This window comes from Exiguobacterium sp. s75 (assembly GCF_018617145.1).
Taxonomy (GTDB): Bacteria; Bacillota; Bacilli; order Exiguobacteriales; family Exiguobacteriaceae; genus Exiguobacterium; species Exiguobacterium profundum.
In genome coordinates this window covers 235,235-253,077 of record NZ_JACSJQ010000001.1, presented here as the reverse complement: position 1 = coordinate 253,077, position 17,843 = coordinate 235,235, and the positions used below count along the sequence as shown (strand labels likewise).

Genomic DNA, 17,843 nt, shown 5'->3' with positions numbered 1-17,843 from the left:
AATTGCGAAGGGACGCGCCGACTTATGGTGTCGTATAGTCGTATACCGGGATATCCTTTTGCTCAAACGCCGGTTCCGGAATGTATCGGTCTGGAACGAGTTGGTCGAGGTCCGGACGATAGAAGGCATCAAGCTCGACTGTAAACTCGAGCGACTGCACTTCTTCGACCGTATTCGGTCCCGTCTCGGCAGGTCCGGTAAATTGAACCGTCCGTAACACGTGAATCCGATTCATCGACTCGATCGACTCCAAGAAGGAGACGAGCGCTTCATACGTCTCTGCTTGCAAGTTGACCGTTGAACGGACCGTAGAAGCGTTGACAGGTGCAACGTCCGTTGGTTCAGCCGGTTCATTCGTCGCACTCACATCAGCCGGATTGAACGGCTCGACCGTTTCCGGCACTTCTGACTCAGCCACAACGCCATCCGCAAATGCGATACTTGTCACATTGACACCCGCAAGAAGACTTGCCTGCGACAACGCCTCAACGACCGTGTCGAGGGCAGGAACTGTTGGAACCCGTGTCTGAAGCGTCTGAGAGTCCGCTACATCAACGGCTTTTCCTTCTTGGCGCAATAACTCCAGTTTTGTTTGTTCGAGCGAGAGGTCCCTCTCAAGCGCTTCGACCTCTCCTTGTTTGACGTAATACGTATAGCCAAAGTAAGCCGGTGCGATGATTGCGGCAAGGAGGCAAATCGCAAATAACGCGTAGATTGTCGAACGTTTCATTGACTCACCACCTCCTCATCCGTGTCCTCTTCCTCTGTCAACTCGTCTTCCACGTCTTGGAACATGAACGTAAACTCTCCGATATAGCGTGGAAGCGGATCTTCTTCTAATGAGTTTTCCTCTTCTTCTGCATCCACATCCGCTTTCAACTCTGTCGTCACACCGAGGAGTTTGACGTCGAGGAACCGCTCATCGGTCATGAGCGAGCGCTGGAATGCGTTCAAGTCTTCTAACGTCTCGAATTGAGTTCGGACGCTCATGATGGAGCCATCCGCGTAGTTATACGTCAAGACGTAGCCAGTAGGCGGCAACTGCTCAGTCAACGCGCGCAGTGCTGGGACCGCATCCTTTTCCATGTCGGTCAACGCCGTCACGGTTTGGTCGAGCGAGAGCACTTGTTGCGCTTTCGAATTCACTTGTTCGGTTTGGTAAATTTGAACGAGCTGTAACTCTTCTTCGATTCGCGTCTGTTCTGCTTTTAGTTGGTCGACCTCATAGTACAAGTATCCGGCCGCTCCTCCTCCGAGAAGAAGGGCGACGAGACCTGTCACGATCGGCCAACGGAGTGTCACGTCCGTCGAATTGATGAAGTTCGTGTCCCGATCGCGCTGAAGCGTCGCCATCCCAAGGAGTGGCAACATTTGATGCGATAGCGGTGTCCCGTGAGCGATGGCGAGCGGTTGCTCGACACGCGTCACCGAGACGAGGGACTCAGCCTGAATCATACGGACGAGATCATCGACTTCCGGAACAGTTCCCGAGACGTATAACTCATCGATGGCCCGACCATCCGTCCGTAGCGAGTAACGATAGAAATCGAGGAAGCGAGCGAGTTCGTTCAACCAGTCATCCAACTGATTAGCCTTCATCTCACCGGTCCCATCATATGTATAGGTCACGACACCATCTTTCGTCCCGACTAGATACGGGAGGTCCAGTTCGATCGAGCGGATGAAACGAATCTGCCCTTCCTCAAGGACGAGCAATTGATGTGAAAACGGCGTGATATGCCAGAGTAATGTCGATTGAAGCGGATCAATCTCCGATAAACGTATGACCCCATTGGCGACCGCGACAGAACGTGGCGTGATCTTCTTCAACGCGAGACCACGCTTTTTCATGTACGCACGGAGCGACTTCGTCAATTCAATCGAAACGGCATGCAACATGACGTCCGTCTTGACTCCGTCTTCTCCTAACACTTCGTAGTCGAACGACACATCATCGAACGGCAAGATGATCGAGCTCCCGATTTCCATGAAGAGGTAGCCACGAATCTCGTCCTTCGGAATCGAAGAAGGAATCTCGACTTTCCGTGACAACACCTCGGTCTCGTCCAATGCGATTGCACACGTCATCCCGCGTCTTACTTTCAATTTGCGACAGAGCTCATCGAAAGCGAGACTGAACGCCGTCTCATCGAGAATCTTCCCTTCTCCGTATGCATCTTTTGCTAACTGAACCGAGGCGCTTCGTTTGAACACCCCTTGTTTGATGACGGCCCCGTGGATGCTGAGCGCATCAAACGAAAAATACGTGACCGTCCCTTTCTCTATCCCACGACTCATGATCGTTTCCCCCTACATCAACTCAAAATACCAATCAAAAAAACTTTCACTAAACCAAAACGTCAACATCGTCCCTAGCGCAATCGACGGGACGAACGGAATCGGTTGCTTTCGCCCGATTTTTTTTGTCATCATCAACCCAATCCCGACAATTGCCCCAATCAAACTCGATAGAAACAAGGCGACGAGCACGTCACGCGGACCGAGCACAAGACCAATCATAGTAAACAATTTGACGTCCCCTGCCCCAAGTCCCCCTTTTGACACGAAAAAGACGGTCGCTAGGAGCGAAAATCCGAGTAGCGCCCCTACAAGCGGGTTCCACCAGGATGCCCCTGTGAGATAGGTGAGGAAGAGTAATACCGGTGCCGTGAATTTCAAGATGACATTCGGCACGAGCATCGTCGATAAATCAGACATCGCCAAAGCGAGTAAGGTTGACAAGAAAGCGAACGCGAGTAGCGTCGTCACACTGAATCCGTAGAGTGAAAAGCTATAGCCATATCCAATGGCTCCAAGTAATTCAAAAATCGGATACGTCGGCGCGATCCGCTCGCCACACCCATGACATCTGCCTCTTAGGGCGAGATAGCCGAAAATCGGGATGAGTTCCCACGGTGACAATTCGTGACCGCAAGACGGACAATGTGACCGCGGCGTCACGATCGATTGCTGACGTGGCACGCGGAGCCCGACGACGTTGGTGAACGATGTGATGACCGCCCCGAGGACGATGCTATATAGGAATCCAATCGATTCAATCAAGGAAGGATCCTCCTTTTGTCAGTATATGCCAAAAATAGAAAACCGGCTAGGCTGAGCGAGTGCCCAGCGCCAGCCGGAGGGATGTTTTGCTTTACACGTTATTTAACATCATCTTTATCTAAATCACCACTTGCAATCGTTCCAGCTGCTGTAGCCGCAGTGCCAATATCTTCTGCTCCATCTAGCCATACTTGGTACTTGTATTTATTGTTTGTATCTTTAGAAACATAAACAACACCATTAGCATAAGTCGAAGTCGAAGTCGAACCGAATGGATCTTTCATCGTATCAATCATATTTGAACCATCTACCTCTGTAGAACCTTTAGTTCCAACAAAGCGAATTACCGTTCCGTCAGCAACGTCATTCGAAGCAACATACAACTTCGCCGCACTGACCATCTGCTTCGCATCAGCAACCATTGCATCTTTCTTCGAGTTCTCGATGATCCCACCAATCGCAACGACTGCGATGGCTGCGATAATTCCTAAAATAACGACGACGACGAGTAACTCGACGAGTGTGAGCCCACGCTCATCTTTTAACTGTTTGGCATCTTGCCAAATCATTTTCAACTTCTCTACCATGATTCATTCTCCCCTTTTACGTAATGTGCTGTGTGTAAACTAGATAAATTACTTTAGACCTAATATAGAAGTAGAACAATTTTACTATACCTTCTAAATATAGTATTGAAAAGGTATATTTTCAAGAGCTTGCATATTCCTTTACTGATTCTGAATATCACCATAGATTTGGAACATCGGGACGACGATCGAGATGACGATGACTCCGACGACGCTTGCCAATACGACGATGAGAAGCGGCTCGATAATCGACTTCAAGCGGTCGGTTGTCGTCTCGACCTCCGTCTCATAAAACTCAGCGACTTCGTTCAACATCGAATCCAAATCACCGCTCTCTTCCCCGACGGCGATCATCTGAGTCATGAGTGCCGGGAAGTTCGCATTTCGCATGAGCGGCTCGTGAAGCGGGACCCCTTGCGCCATCATGTCACGTGCCTCCGTCAGTCCTTTCCGGATGACGCGGTTCGATACGATACGTTCGGTGATTTCAATCGCCGTCAAAATCGGGACGGCTGCCTGTAGGAGGACCGCTAAACTTCGCGTTAGCAATGCAATCTGAGATTTCATCACAATCGTTCCAAAAATCGGCATCTTCAATAGCAAGCCATCGATCACGAACCGTTCCCGGTCCCGCTTCAACATCCAGGTGAAGGTGAGAACTCCAAGAATCGCGAGTCCAAGTAACAGCCACCAAAAGGCCGCGATGAAATCGGAGACTGCGACAACAATTCGTGTGATGAGCGGAAGCTCGCCACCGAGTTGACCAAAGATGCTCGCGAATGTCGGAACGACGTTCACCATCAAAAAGGCGACAACGCCGATGGCGACGATGGAAACGACCAACGGATACATGAGGGCAGAAATGACCTTCCGCTTCACGTCATATTGCTTTTGGAGTTGGAGCCCGATTTGATCGAGCGCCTCCTCCAAGTTCCCACTCGTCTCCCCGGCAAGTGCCATCGAACTAAAGAAGTTCGAAAAGACGCGTGGGTGTTTTTTAATCGCCTCAGAATAGGCAATCCCTTCTTTCAAATCATCCTCCACTTGACTCAATGCTTTCTTCAATACGTTCGACTCGGTCTGTACCCGTAAAATTGAGGTTGCACGAACAATCGGGACACCTGCCCGGATGAGCGTCGCGAACTGACGGACGTACATGATCAAGTGCTCGATTTTTACCCGTTCCGGAAGCAGATTCACTTCCATGTTCAGTCCGGTCGACTCGAGCTCGGACAAGTCCGTTACGAGAATCGACTCTTGACGCAACTTTTCTTTCGCTTCCCGAAGCGAGACGGCCGTGATGCGACCTTTCTTACGCTTCCCGTTCAGGAGCTTTCCTTCATACTGAAATATCGCCATCACTCATCACCTCATCTCTTCTGTCGGGACGGCGTTCGGGTTGATAATCCCTTGCCGAACGAGTTGTTCGATGGCAGCATCCATCGACTGCATCCCGTGTTGGCGACTCGTCTGGATGACGGTCGGCAACTGGAACTCTTTTTCATTTCGAATCAAGTTGGCAACTGCCGGATTCCCCAACATGATTTCCATGGCGGCGACGCGGCCTTTCGGCACATCAATCCGTGGAAATAACCGTTGACTCACGACGCCAAGCAGCACGTTGGCGAGTTGTGTCCGGATTTGATCTTGTTGCTCGGCCGGAAACGCATCGATGATTCGACTCACCGTCGACATCGCACTCGATGTATGGAGCGTTGCCATGACGAGGTGCCCCGTCTCTGCGGCGGTCATCGCCGTCGAGATGGTCTCCAAGTCACGCATCTCCCCGAGCAGAATGACGTCAGGGTCTTGCCGTAAGGCGGCTCTTAGACCACTCACAAATTTCATGACGTCAGAGCCGATTTCCCGTTGGTCGACGATGCTTTGATCATGGGAATGCAAATACTCGATCGGATCTTCTAGCGTGATGATCCGTTTTCGCTGTGTCCGATTGATTTCATGAATCATCGCGGCGAGCGTCGTCGATTTCCCTGAACCCGTCGGACCCGTGACCAAGATGAGACCATGCGGTTTCTCAATCAAACGCTTCAGCACCGTCGGCAGATTGAGCTCGTTCAATGTCGGGATTTCCCCGGAAATGGACCGGAATGCGATGGCGATCGTGCCTCGTTGATAGTAGGCGTTGACCCGAAAACGAGAGACACGTGGGACACCGAACGAAAAATCGAGATCCCGATCATGCTCGAGACGTTCGCGCATATCATCGGTCATAATTTCTTTTAAATATCCTTCAAGATGGTGCGGCAATACCTTCTCCTCGCCCATCGTAATGAGACTCCCATCTACTCGAATGATCGGAGGAGAACCGGCTGTCAGGTGAATATCCGAGGCACGTTTCTCGACCGCATTCGTCAAGATGGTTTCGATCGATTGATTAATCATAAGCATTCTCCGTAATGACCGTTCGTAATATTTCCTCGGTCGTCGTCAAACCGGCGGCGACTTTTTCTAATCCGTCCTCAAGGAGGAATGTCGCTCCTTGTGACTTGGCATAGTCGACCATCTCAGACTCGGTCGCCTGGTTCATGATCATCCGGCGCAAGCCTTCATCAATCGGGATGACTTCGTGAATGGCGAGGCGCCCACGGTACCCTGTGAAGTTGCATGACGAGCACCCTTTTCCCCGAACGATGTGGTCGATGTGAACACCTTCAGCGTCGAACAGGCTACGTTCACTCTTCGATACCGGTTCGACTTGACCACAATCACGACAGACGCGTCGAACGAGTCGTTGTGCCACGAGTCCCGTCGTCGAAGCGGCGACGAGGAACGGCTCAACTCCCATATCGACGAGACGGGTGATGGAGCTGATTGCCGAGTTCGTATGTAGCGTTGACAGGACAAGGTGACCCGTGAGCGAGGCACGAATGGCAATCTCAGCCGTCTCCGTATCCCGAATCTCTCCGACCATGACGATGTTCGGGTCTTGACGTAAAATCGAACGAAGCCCTGACGCGAACGTCAAGCCGACTTTCGAGTTGACCTGAACCTGGTTGATGCCGTCAAGTTGATACTCGACCGGGTCTTCTACCGTAATGATGTTTTTCGTCTCATCATTCAGTTCTTTCAACGAAGCGTACAATGTCGAGGACTTCCCTGAACCGGTCGGACCGGTAATCAGGATAATCCCGTTCGGACGTTTCAGCATGTCACGGTACGCCTGTTCGTTTCGCTCGCCAAATCCGAGTTTCGTCAAATCGGTCAGCCCTTGCGATGAATCGAGGACCCGAATAACGATTTTCTCCCCATACATCGTCGGGAGTGTCGAGACGCGAAAATCATAGGCGCGATTGCGTAGCGTGTACTTGATTCGCCCATCTTGTGGTAGGCGACTTTCTGTGATGTCGAGGTTACTCATAACTTTGAGACGCGTCAGCATGACGCTTTGAATCTTCTTCGGATATACCGTCTCGGTACGCAAGTCCCCATCAATTCGAAAACGGACGTGGAGTTGCTTCTCATGTGGGTCGAAGTGAATATCCGAAGCGCGTTGGTCGATGGCACTTAAGAACAACTGGTTCACGAGTCGAATAATCGGTGCATCGTCTCGACTGATTGTTTCTTGTCGTTCGATTTCGGGAGCATCCTCTTTTAAAATTTCGACGAGCGAGTGATCCATCTCATAGTATCGACTGATCGTCTTTCGAATCTGTTCTCTCGTCGCGATGCCAATCTCGATGTTCATCCCGGTCTGAAGACGGACGTCATCGATGGCAATGAGATCGAGTGGGTCGGCCGTTGCGACATGAAGCGTATTCCCATTCAATTCAAATGGCATGATATCGTGCTTTTGTGCCAATGCTTTCGGTACGAGCTTCGTGACCGTCACATTGATGTCATAGGAGTACAACTCAATGATTGGCACATGCAACTGTTCGTGAATCATTTGAATCAACTGTGTCTCGGTAATATGGTTTAGTCGAATTAAGGCGTCCCCTAGTTTTTCTCCGGGACGCTTCTGTTCAAGCGCCTCATCGAGCTGATTCGTCGTAATAAGCGCAGCCTCGATCAGCATCTCACCTAATCTTCGTTTCGTTCGTCTCACGTTACTTCACCATCCTTTGAGGAGCCTCCTCCTGCTCGGCCTTGTCATTCCGTTCTTCGACAAAGACGCTCGCAGCCACCCCTCCAATCAACAATACAACGAGAACCAACCATGCCCACCATGTTTGTACGAGTGATTCCTCTACCATCACGTAGACGCCGCTAGATAAGAGTGCCGTCCATAGACTGATGACAAGTTTCGTTTCACGTTTTCGCATCATCGGAACGGATAAGGCGAACAGCGTCAATGTGGCGAGTACCCAAAAGCCGAGTAAAATCAAATAGCCAATCATCCCACTGCCTCCTCTTCTTCAGGTTCTTCTTCTAATACTGGCGGTTCTGCTTCAAACGGGTCGTCGTTCGAATCATTCGGGAACGGGTCTTCTTCCTCCTCGTCCTCATCCGGGAATGTCGGAATGACCGGTTCGACCGGATCTGGTGGCGGAAGCGGCACGGAACTCTTCGTCACGATTTCCGGTGTCGGGGCATAAAAATCAAACCCGAGTAATTCCATCGTCTCTCCTTCTTCAGTCACCGTGACACGATACAGCTTACCTGACTGTCCATCTTGACCTGACTGGGTGACCGATGAACTGCCAGATGGGAGCGAAGATGAGAAGCGCACGACTTTTTGATGCGGTACCGTCTTCACTTCTTCCACTCTCGCTTCGAAAGCGGCGTCAAAAGGTTGACCGAGCAATTGGACCGTCACAGAACCCCCTTCATTCAAGACGAGGATGGCATATGATGTGTCTTCTCGGTTTTGAACAGCAAAGTTTGAGCGCTCATCGACTTTCGTGTCATAGCCTAGTTCCACCCCGGAAGGAAGTGTTTCATGCGGTACACGTTCAAGAATGGCAAACGGTGTCGCCGCAAATAGGCGATAGAACGAAGACCCGAGTGTCGTGAGCGCTTCGAAATCTTCTCCAAACGACTTGAGACTGAAGATGTCGCCCGCCGCCATCTCGAATCCATTCATTCGGTCAAGGGTTGACTGCATGGCCGGTGTCGGGCTCACGGTGAACGAGGCGACGACCTCGCTTTCCGCCGCGACTTGCTCTAGCGTCACGTTCGATTCAAGGTTTGACGCAGCATCCATCAACGCCGGGGCAATCATCGTCAACGTCACAGGCTGACCTTCGAGATAAGGCTCGACTTTCGTTTCATCTACAGATGTCAATAGAGGATAAGCACCTGTATCTTTGATGGAGTCTAACGTATTCGATACATCGAACGTCACGACCTCTTTGCCAACCTCCATGACTGTCCCATCCATCAGATTGATTGAAAAGGGTGCCGTTTTAAAATCTTTAATCGCATTATCAAGACGAACATTCGCTTCTTCTTTCGTCATCCCTGATACGTCGACACCCGCGACCGTCGTGTCTTTTTTATATGTAGCACTCGACTCAGCGGACGCGTCTAAATAATTGACGAGTCCGATCGTCGGTAATGTCACGAGTACGACGAGTCCAATCAAAATGAAAAGATGCATCCCATACCGCTTCATGTAAAATCCCCCCGTGTCTAATCCGACTTCTATTCTATATATCCGTTCAGCGTATAACTTTAGTATAATATGTATTGTACAAAAAATAACATTTAATTCAGTATTGCATACGTTATTTTCCGATTGTTTTACTTTTTTTGAATAGGAGGTCAATGTCTTGTCGCATTCCGAAAAAGGTTTTACGCTCGTCGAAGTGCTCGTCTCCATCGTTGTTCTTTCCATTGTCTCATTTTCTTTACTTTCGATTTTCAGCCAAAGTTTGAAGACGACACACGACAGTCTCAATCAAACGATTGCGAACCAAGTGGCGCAAAACACGCTACATACTTTAAATCGACGGGCCGCATCCGTTGATGAACCGTTTGAACTGCGTCAATTGTTGAATCGGGACGGGATCAGCTCAGAGTGCGATTTTTGTAGAGACACACGAATCCATGGGGACACGTATACCGCAACCATTCAATCGCTGTCCACCTTACCTGGGCACACCATTGAAGTGGAAATCTCGGTGACGACCGACCGTTTGCAAACCCCCGTCATCTTGAAAGGAGTCATATCGAATGCGACATTACGCGAACCGTTCCCTGAAACGGCTGTCCCGACAACTGACTGAGATGAAGAAACGTGAAGACGGCTTCACGCTCGTCGAGTTGCTCGTCACGGTCGTTGTCGCTTCGATTTTGAGCGGCGTCATCATTACAGCCTTCATCACAGGAACGCTCGGTTTTCAAATGACGAATGAGACGAGTGACCTTCGAAGCGAGGCCGATTATTTGATTGCCTCCGTGCTCTCTGAGGTGAACCGGACCGAATTTGACGCCGTGACGGAAGTGGACGGCTCGTTTCAATTTTATCGATTGTCCGCTCCAGGCATCTCGGAAGCCGGCATGATTTACCGGGAGGCAGGGTATGTGCCGACCGATTTGATTCTCTCAGAAGATTCATTTACGCCTTCCAATCCACAAATCACGGTCGAACGGATGACCATCCAGTTAAAAGATCCCGTGTCCGATCCAAGACGCCCGACTTACATGACCGGTGGACTCATCGAAATCGAGATGGATTTGACTCAGTCGAACGATCCCGATTCTGTGACGACATTTGAAAGCTCCATCCCATTCTAAGAAAGGAGGCATCCTGATGCGAAAACGTGAAGACGGATATGTCCTCGTTCTTGTCCTCGTGACGATGGCGGCCCTCGCCGTTCTGTCACTTGCGGCCATGCAAGTCAACTTGGCGACGAATAAATTGACCGTCATCCGAACAGAAGATACACAGCTGAATGAAGATGCGAAAAGCGCACTTCGCCTCATCGCCGATGAGGTTCGGACCCAGTTCCCGCTCCATGGAGAAGCGGAAGTCCCGACCCATATGGAGTCGGAAGCGGCATTTCAAACGGCAGTACAATCGCTACTTGTCAATGACGAGCCGTTTACGGATTTGACGACAGACAGCGAGGTCCGCTATTCCATTGATTTGAAGAAAGATGCGATGGATACGACGATTCAAACGGCACCGTTCACGACGATTCTCCAAGTGAACGTCACGGCATCGCGACAAGTGAATCCGGAACAACCGGAGCTTACCGTTGAATACACACAAGATTTGTATTTGACGGCTCTCCCGTCCTTTTTATACTACGTCCTCGGGTCCGACCAACAGTTAGACGTAAACGGCATGCCGACGATTCAAGGGAATATCTATTCAGGTGGTCCCCTCGCTTTCATGCGCCAAGCGAACTTCCAATTGGATGGTGTGGCGAAACAGATTGAAAATGTCGATTCCAGTCGCCTTCACTTGAATGGCCGAATCGATTTAGTCGAATTGAGCGATTGCTTGAGTTGCCAGCAAGAGAACTACTTCACGGTAGGTACGGAACAAGCTGGCGAGAAGGCGGACGCCGGGGTGTCCCCGAGTCGCTTTTCTCCATTCCAATACGACTACTCCATCATCGAATTTTTAAATCGACGACTTGACACACCGCTCGCCTACACCAACAATGTCGACTCAAAAATCTTTGGAGAAGGTCTGATTCGCTCGACCGATCAAGTATTCGAACTCGAGAGGGTTTTATCGGAAGATGGCACCTCGATTATCGAACGCCCGACTTCGTACTTACGGGCGGATGCTTATAACGCACTCACCGACCCGACCATCGTGACATTACCGGATGCCATTTCCGATCGCGCCATGTATGTCACGGAATCCATCACCGAGTCGAATGCCCCGCTCCTTTTCGACGGGGACGTCGTCATTGAATCACTTGAGAAGCTGACGATTGCACGGCCGCTAATCGTACGTGGTGACTTGACCATTAAAGGGAACGTCTCCTTCAGTTCGACGGTCTACACGCTCGGCGATACGTTCATCGACCGAGCCAATATTCTTCCGATTGATGAAGACAAAGGGAACTCGCTCATCCTGTTATCTAAAGGAAAGATCCTGTTGAACCGAATCAACGAGTTTGATGACACACCGACGACACTCCAGGCATTCATGTATAGTGACTCGAACGAACCGACCTATGTGTATGCGGTCGGATCCATTCTCGAAGTCAATGGAGGTCTGTACAGCAAAGGACCACTCGAAGTGAACGTCTTTAGAGGGGAATTTACTGGGGGCAACGGCTTAAGTCCAGCTGAGAACTTCGACCGTCAAGTTCCAGCTCACGAGGCCGAAAAGTCTCGATTGAAACTGACGTATAACGATTCCGTGTTCAATCAATTGGAAACACTCCCTGTCACGAATCAACTGCAATTCTTCGTCAGTCACCCTGTTCAATTGAAATGAATTCAAAAAATCGGCTTCCTCTCTGATTGAGAAGAAGCCGTTTTTTTTAGTTCCCCATCTTTAGAATGAGGTCCGAGTTGTAGTCTTTGGCCGTCTGTTCTATTTCCTTTGTCCATTGCGCGCCGTTGTCGAGAAGCAGTTGCGTTAACTCGACTTGATTGTGACGAACAGGCTGCAATAACACCGATTCGGTATCTTGAATCGTATAGCCTTGCCCGAGGAGTTCTTTGACCGCATCGAGATTCAACGAGTCGACCGCAATCCCAAGGAGTCGTTCGTCTTCAACGTAACGCATCGCCAGCTTCCATTGATCCGGACTGCCGTTCGCACTGAACAATGGTGTGATGACGGGCATCCCTTCCACTTCTTCAAATGGGTCAAGTCCTTGTTCGAAGTATGCTTCAATCACGTCTAGAGGTGCGAGCGTCACTGCCGTGGCGAATTGCTCGGCTGTCGGCACAACTTTTTTGTCTTCTAGAACAAGTCGGACGGCCTCCCATTCTTCCCTTGCCTGTAAATCTGTCAATTCTTCTTCTGTCACCGAAGAGCGTTGACTCACTTCTTTTACTAAATCGTCACCGGATAACTGCGAGAGCTCGGGTTGGGATTGACTCCAGTACAGGAGCCCTCCCAATCCGATGACGAGAATCAATCCGGTGATGCCAAACATTATTCGCTTGCGATTCATCATTCGCCAACTTTCTGCCATTCACTTAATAACGGTCATCATCCTGTCCTGAGGCATTCGTTTGGATGGTGCGTACATAAAACGTGTCCTTCACGGCCTCAAACGGTTTTCCAGCCGGAAGCGTCGTGTAGACTTCCACTTTCGCCACACCAGGTTTCACTGGAATCAACTCTTTTCCTGATCCACTCACTTGAACATATTCTTCGCCGGATACAATCTCCATGCGATAGTCACGCCAAGTCGAAGTCGTAGGCCAGTACTCAAGAAGAGGTAGTCGTGGTGCCGTCCCTTCACCAATATTGATTGTCATGTCTTTTGACATCAATTGGTTCGGGTATTCGTTGACACGGACAATCGACGTGTTCGAACGAATGTTTCGTAACGCATTGTCATCGAATGTCGTCTGAATTGGAATGTCAGTCACGACACCATTAGTTCCGTAACCATGGTTGGCACGTAATTCATATCCTGTCGCATTTTGTGTCACCGTCAAAGCAGATGGGATGGACCCGATTCGTTCAAACGGAATGGATACGGTTGGTGTTGAGGTCACTTGAATCGAGGCGACTTCATTTACACGTTTTTCTTCGTCCAAACTATCCCATACCCAAAGGTCGAGTTGGCTCGGCGTTTGGCTCAAGGATGGTGCCTTGACTTGGATGGTAAAGACGGTGCTCGGAGTAGCGATATTCAAGCCACCGAAGAGGTCACCGACATCCACAGTCGCCTTAAACTGAGTCGTACCCGGTTTCAGTCCAATGATGTTCAAGTTGTTGCCAACTTGTTCAAACTTCACACTATCCCCAGATTCGACGACATAGCGAACCGACTTGTATTGAGCCGTTTCGGGCATGACTTTTGGTGTGACCGTAGTCGTTTGATCGACATATAGCTCTGTCGACGGGATGGCGAGTTGCTCAGGCGGACTGATAACATTGACTTTCGACTCAGCTATGACAAGAGGTTTCTTATCGCCCGGATCGATTGTCAATCGCAATTTCGCAGTTCCTGTTTTCAAACCGGTCACAATCGCATTGTTTCCTTGGGTGACGAGTTTCGCAACACCGTTCGCATCAACGATTTCCCACTTCAAGCTTTTCCATTTCGGGTTCGTAAAGTTGTTGCCTTTCGCATCCGTGATGGTCGGACTCACAATTTGCTGTGCCCCGATTTGTAACGTGACGTCAGGAATCTTCGCTTCGTACGCGTACGGCGCCCCGATATTGATCAGCAAGTCTGGGAATGACGATTGAACCTCTAGTTCCTTATCCCAGTCATTGTGCTTATCTAAAATGTGATTACGCTTCTTCGAATACTCAATCAACGTCGTTAATTGGTTATCCGCTTTTTTCAATTGGATGAGTGAAGCAGAAGGCTCGATGGCTCGAACGACTACTTCAAACTTCATGGTTCGATTTCCACTATCGTTCGGGAGGAAAATGTTCGTGTTCCCGTTTCGTTCATAGTACAAATCGGGTTTCAGCTGTAACTTGATTTCATTCGGGTTGGTGACAGGATATTCGTTTCCGTTCGCATCACGAATCGCCACCACTTCGAGTTGGCTCGGTAGTTTTTCTGTGAAGGTCGTTAAATCCACTCGTAAAAACTTATCGCCCAACTGATTCGGTAATCGGTCAAAACGTTCCGGATATTGAACTTGATAGTGAATCGTTCCCGTTTCATATAGGTTGATCGTCGACGGATCAATCGAACGGGACACTTGAATCAAGTCGGAAACATTTTCCGCTCGTTTGACGTTGATGGTGAACGTATCGATCACCTTCGCATTCCGTTGATCGGACGTCTCGATTTTCACTTCAATCGGTCGGTCCGCGACAACATCCGCTGCTGGAATCGTAAACTCTTTGACTTCGTAGTTACGTAAGTTTTCGAATGCGACCTGTTTCCCGTTATATGTGATGGTTGAGTTGAGGAACAAGTCTTGGAAGTCATAGTCGCTCGGTCGCCACATCAATCTAACGTCTTGTCCAGCAGTCACTTCAACAGTCCCGGCTTTTAAATCAGCAGAGGTATAGGACTGGTTTGAATCACTGACGGACTCAATCACGTTGTAAGGTTTATGGTTCGCCCCGATAAAGGCGCGATACATCGTATTGATGAAGATTTTTTTCTCATCTTCTACTGAGAATTTGTTCGTGTGCCCTGCACCGGAGTAGGTGAAGTTGTTTTTTGTATACGTGTAGTAATGGTTGCTTGCATCTCCATATACACGATTTCCACCTGTTGAATACAGGTTGTACCAAGGCGTCACATCCGGATCGTTCAAATCGAGAGTGAAGTATTGGTTATGGGTATTTGAGATATTTTTGATTGAATCATCGAGGCGATACGGATAAGATGTGAAAATCCCATCCTGTACCTTAACTGCCTTATTGGTTGTTTCAGGAGCACCAAATCCCATGTTCGTATACATTTTTTGCCCTGAGATATTCAGTGAAGGATTGGTATTCACAAATTGACGTTCCCACTCGGACGTAGGTGATGATGAACTATTCGTACGGAAAATTGTATCGTGCGTCAACATGACACCTTGTCCTGTTTCACTGAAACGTTTGACTTTCGCAGTGGCCGCAGCATTCATGCTTCCATAAACGTTGTACGAATCCTGGAATCCAAAAATCAGCATATCGTAGTCGTTTTTGAGTAATGCCTGGTCATAAGTACCACCCTCGAACTGACTCGTTGTACCGTCCGTTAAATTGAATTCATAATTTCCAGCCGGGTCTACTAACATATTAGATAAATAGCTTGAAATTCTTCCGTTCGTGCCGGTTCCAGCAGTGAGCTGCAAGATGTTCGCTTTCACTTTTTCATCGAGGTAGAGAATACTCCCCTTACGATAATCTGCTCGACCTGTCAATGCATCCTTGACGACGAGCATCCAGTTCTTCGGTCCGCTAAACGTCGGACGCGATAACGTAAAATTGAGCGTTCCCGATTCTTTTGCCTGTTGCTCAATGACTTTTTCATCCGCATCAAATCGATCGTTATGGTCGTAATCGATATACAATTCTACGAATGCTGAAGAAGTTGGTGGTTGCGATAAAGTATAGGCAAAGTTGATTGGATGACGGACACCATCTTTCACTTGAATCGTCTGATTGCTAATCGACTGATTGTTATACTTCACTTCAGTTGATTGAAATCTCGGACGGGAAATGGTGAGTTGATTCAACTGCTGCGCCATCTCACGATCAATATTCTGTTGATCATTTCGATTAAAGACTTTCACGTTCGCATAATCACGTTGATAGGCTGCCAAACGTTTTAACTGTGTATCGCCGTTCGCAGCATCCTCATGCATCAGAAGCGGCAAGCCGACACGGACAACCGTGTTGAATAGTTCCGTGGCTTTCAATTCTGTCAAATCGTTCAATTGATTTGTCGTATCATGATTTTTCGAGTTGACGACAAGTGTCCCATTTTTATATTTCTCAGTTAAAGGACTGCTCCCAATCATGACCGCATCGAATGCACCTGTCATCGGAAAACGGGATGCATTAAATTGTTTAATAGTCATGAACTGCGCATTCACTTTCGCAGTATTTACACTCAGTGAAGCACGATACAAATTCACCGCATTATTGTATTCAGTCACTGAAAGTACTTTCGAAGAAGTAAAAGCATCACGAAGAATCAATACGTTTAAAATCGGTTGATTGGTCTCCGCAACTACTCTCTGTGGAATAATGGATATGATTAATACGAGAACCGCTATGTATTGCATGAGTTTACGCAATGTATAGTCCTCCCTATTTTTAGTCTTCACTACTAATTATCCCACCCACTTGAAAAAATATACATCTATTTCTTTGACATCAGGTAAATGTTTTAGCTTAGGAAACGTCTCACTTCACTGATGAAATAAAGAGACCCGGTCACGATCAACGTCTCGTTTGTCGGTGACTCGACCCAATTCTGTAGCCATGCTTTCCATTCGACAAAGCGCGCCCCATCTTTCTCTAGTTGTGCTTTCGTTCTAGCACGCGGAAAGTCAAATGTCGTTTCGTAAACGTCTCCAATTTCTTGAAGCGCGTGAATCATCTTGTCACGGTCTTTATCTTCTAAAATCGCCGTCAACACTGTCACGTCTGTCTCATATTTGGCTTGTAAAACCAAGGCCTCGATGCCTTCCGGATTATGTGCCCCGTCTAAAATGATACGCGGTCGTTTGGAGACGAGCTCATACCGCCCCGGATGTTGTGCTCGCTCGAGCCCTTTTTGGATGGCGTCATCGCGCCAACCGAGGTGACGCGCCACCGCCACGGCACACGCCCCGTTATACGCTTGATGATGTCCTGTCAATCCGAGCACGACAGATGGCATATTCTTATAAGTCACGACGGTCTCTGCCCCGTCCACAATTTTTTTCACGAGTGGACGAACATCATGAATGGAAGCACCTACGTCGTCCCCTTTTTGATGCAACAACTCAACCAATCGTTCCTCACCGATACTATGGAACATCGGGACATCACGTTTCACGATGCCGTATTTCTCTTGTGCAATCTCTTCAAGCGTATCGCCGAGAATGCCTTGATGGTCATGTCCAATTGACGTGACAATGGTCGCGAGTGGCTGCTTCAATACGTTCGTCGAATCGAGGCGACCCCCGAGACCGACTTCCCAAATAATCAAGTCTGGACGTGCGTCATCAAAATAGCACCATGCCATCATCGTCAAGAGCTCGAACTCCGTCAACGTCTCTGGCGCATCGTCCGCACACGCTTTGACTTGATTCGCCACGGCGACGAGCGCGTCTTCCGGAATCGGTTCCCCGTTCAACATGATCCTCTCCTCGAACTGAATGATATAAGGGGAGGTAAATGTGCCGACGGATAAGCCGTTCTCCATCGCCATCGCCCGTAAAAACGCGACGGTCGACCCTTTTCCGTTCGTCCCGGCCACATGGATGGATGGGCGTTCTTCTAACCCTAACTGCTCAATTATCCAGCTCATCCGCTCAAGACCCGGTTTGATCCCGAAGCGAAGCTGTCCACTCAACCAATCGAATACATCTTGTCTCGTCTTCATCTTCCACACTCCTACTGTTTACACTTCTGTTTCATCTTATCAAAATTCACGACAGCCGTTATGGAAAACAGTCTGTGCTATACTC

At 49.0% G+C, this 17,843-nt stretch carries 15 protein-coding genes; 3 read left to right on the top strand and 12 right to left on the bottom strand.

Annotation, left to right across the window (positions count from 1 at the left end):
* Nucleotides 1-22: 22 nt before the first annotated feature.
* The 9 genes from KNO68_RS01265 to KNO68_RS01225 all read right to left on the bottom strand — a co-directional run bounded on the left by KNO68_RS01265 (nucleotide 23) and on the right by KNO68_RS01225 (nucleotide 9,225).
* The gene (locus tag KNO68_RS01265) at nucleotides 23-730 is read right to left on the bottom strand and encodes a hypothetical protein (RefSeq protein WP_074037502.1); all 708 of its coding nucleotides are present in this window, start codon (nucleotides 728-730) and stop codon (nucleotides 23-25) included.
* Nucleotides 727-2,298 carry a pilus assembly protein PilM gene (gene pilM, locus KNO68_RS01260; protein ID WP_214730819.1) on the bottom strand — a complete coding sequence of 524 codons (1,572 nt, stop codon included), beginning with the start codon at nucleotides 2,296-2,298 and terminating at the stop codon, nucleotides 727-729. The genes KNO68_RS01265 and pilM overlap by 4 nt, the downstream gene beginning before the upstream one ends.
* Before the next feature lie 12 nt (nucleotides 2,299-2,310).
* Nucleotides 2,311-3,063 (bottom strand): prepilin peptidase, encoded by a 753-nt coding sequence (locus KNO68_RS01255; RefSeq protein WP_215111950.1) that lies wholly within the window; start codon nucleotides 3,061-3,063, stop codon nucleotides 2,311-2,313.
* Nucleotides 3,064-3,161: 98 nt separating this feature from the next.
* Nucleotides 3,162-3,650: a prepilin-type N-terminal cleavage/methylation domain-containing protein gene (locus KNO68_RS01250; protein WP_215111949.1), complete on the bottom strand. Its 489-nt coding sequence runs from the start codon at nucleotides 3,648-3,650 to the stop codon at nucleotides 3,162-3,164.
* 141 nt (nucleotides 3,651-3,791) lie between these two features.
* The gene (locus tag KNO68_RS01245) at nucleotides 3,792-5,009 is read right to left on the bottom strand and encodes a type II secretion system F family protein (RefSeq protein ID WP_215111948.1); all 1,218 of its coding nucleotides are present in this window, start codon (nucleotides 5,007-5,009) and stop codon (nucleotides 3,792-3,794) included.
* Between the two features lie 6 nt (nucleotides 5,010-5,015).
* Complete coding sequence (locus tag KNO68_RS01240) at nucleotides 5,016-6,053, bottom strand: type IV pilus twitching motility protein PilT (protein WP_015881136.1); 1,038 nt, start codon at nucleotides 6,051-6,053, stop codon at nucleotides 5,016-5,018.
* Complete coding sequence (locus KNO68_RS01235) at nucleotides 6,046-7,716, bottom strand: GspE/PulE family protein (RefSeq protein WP_215111947.1); 1,671 nt, start codon at nucleotides 7,714-7,716, stop codon at nucleotides 6,046-6,048. Before KNO68_RS01235 ends, KNO68_RS01240 begins: the two co-directional genes overlap by 8 nt.
* A gap of 1 nt (nucleotide 7,717) precedes the next feature.
* A complete protein-coding gene (locus KNO68_RS01230; RefSeq protein ID WP_078146549.1) occupies nucleotides 7,718-8,008 on the bottom strand; it encodes a hypothetical protein in 291 nt (96 codons plus the stop codon).
* Nucleotides 8,005-9,225 (bottom strand): G5 domain-containing protein, encoded by a 1,221-nt coding sequence (locus KNO68_RS01225; protein ID WP_215111946.1) that lies wholly within the window; start codon nucleotides 9,223-9,225, stop codon nucleotides 8,005-8,007. Before KNO68_RS01225 ends, KNO68_RS01230 begins: the two co-directional genes overlap by 4 nt.
* Nucleotides 9,226-9,382: 157 nt before the next feature.
* Here KNO68_RS01225 and KNO68_RS01220 point away from each other — a divergent pair, with 157 nt between their 5' ends.
* From KNO68_RS01220 to KNO68_RS01210, 3 genes are read left to right on the top strand one after another with little or no spacing between them, the layout of a single operon-like run.
* Entirely contained in the window at nucleotides 9,383-9,838 is a 456-nt protein-coding gene (locus tag KNO68_RS01220) for a type IV pilus modification PilV family protein (RefSeq protein WP_215111945.1), read from the top strand.
* Nucleotides 9,786-10,349 carry a prepilin-type N-terminal cleavage/methylation domain-containing protein gene (locus KNO68_RS01215; RefSeq protein WP_251024817.1) on the top strand — a complete coding sequence of 188 codons (564 nt, stop codon included), beginning with the start codon at nucleotides 9,786-9,788 and terminating at the stop codon, nucleotides 10,347-10,349. Before KNO68_RS01220 ends, KNO68_RS01215 begins: the two co-directional genes overlap by 53 nt.
* 16 nt (nucleotides 10,350-10,365) lie before the next feature.
* The gene (locus KNO68_RS01210) at nucleotides 10,366-12,015 is read left to right on the top strand and encodes a hypothetical protein (RefSeq protein WP_215111944.1); all 1,650 of its coding nucleotides are present in this window, start codon (nucleotides 10,366-10,368) and stop codon (nucleotides 12,013-12,015) included.
* 46 nt (nucleotides 12,016-12,061) lie between these two features.
* On the opposite strand, the gene KNO68_RS01205 is transcribed toward KNO68_RS01210, so the two are convergent.
* The 3 genes from KNO68_RS01205 to KNO68_RS01195 all read right to left on the bottom strand — a co-directional run bounded on the left by KNO68_RS01205 (nucleotide 12,062) and on the right by KNO68_RS01195 (nucleotide 17,758).
* On the bottom strand, nucleotides 12,062-12,706 hold the full coding sequence (locus KNO68_RS01205) for a hypothetical protein (protein WP_215187608.1): 645 nt from the start codon (nucleotides 12,704-12,706) through the stop codon (nucleotides 12,062-12,064).
* A 22-nt stretch (nucleotides 12,707-12,728) separates the two neighbouring features.
* Nucleotides 12,729-16,463: a DUF5057 domain-containing protein gene (locus KNO68_RS01200; RefSeq protein ID WP_251024816.1), complete on the bottom strand. Its 3,735-nt coding sequence runs from the start codon at nucleotides 16,461-16,463 to the stop codon at nucleotides 12,729-12,731.
* Nucleotides 16,464-16,555: 92 nt separating this feature from the next.
* Nucleotides 16,556-17,758: a bifunctional folylpolyglutamate synthase/dihydrofolate synthase gene (locus KNO68_RS01195; RefSeq protein WP_214730801.1), complete on the bottom strand. Its 1,203-nt coding sequence runs from the start codon at nucleotides 17,756-17,758 to the stop codon at nucleotides 16,556-16,558.
* Nucleotides 17,759-17,843: the final 85 nt, after the last annotated feature.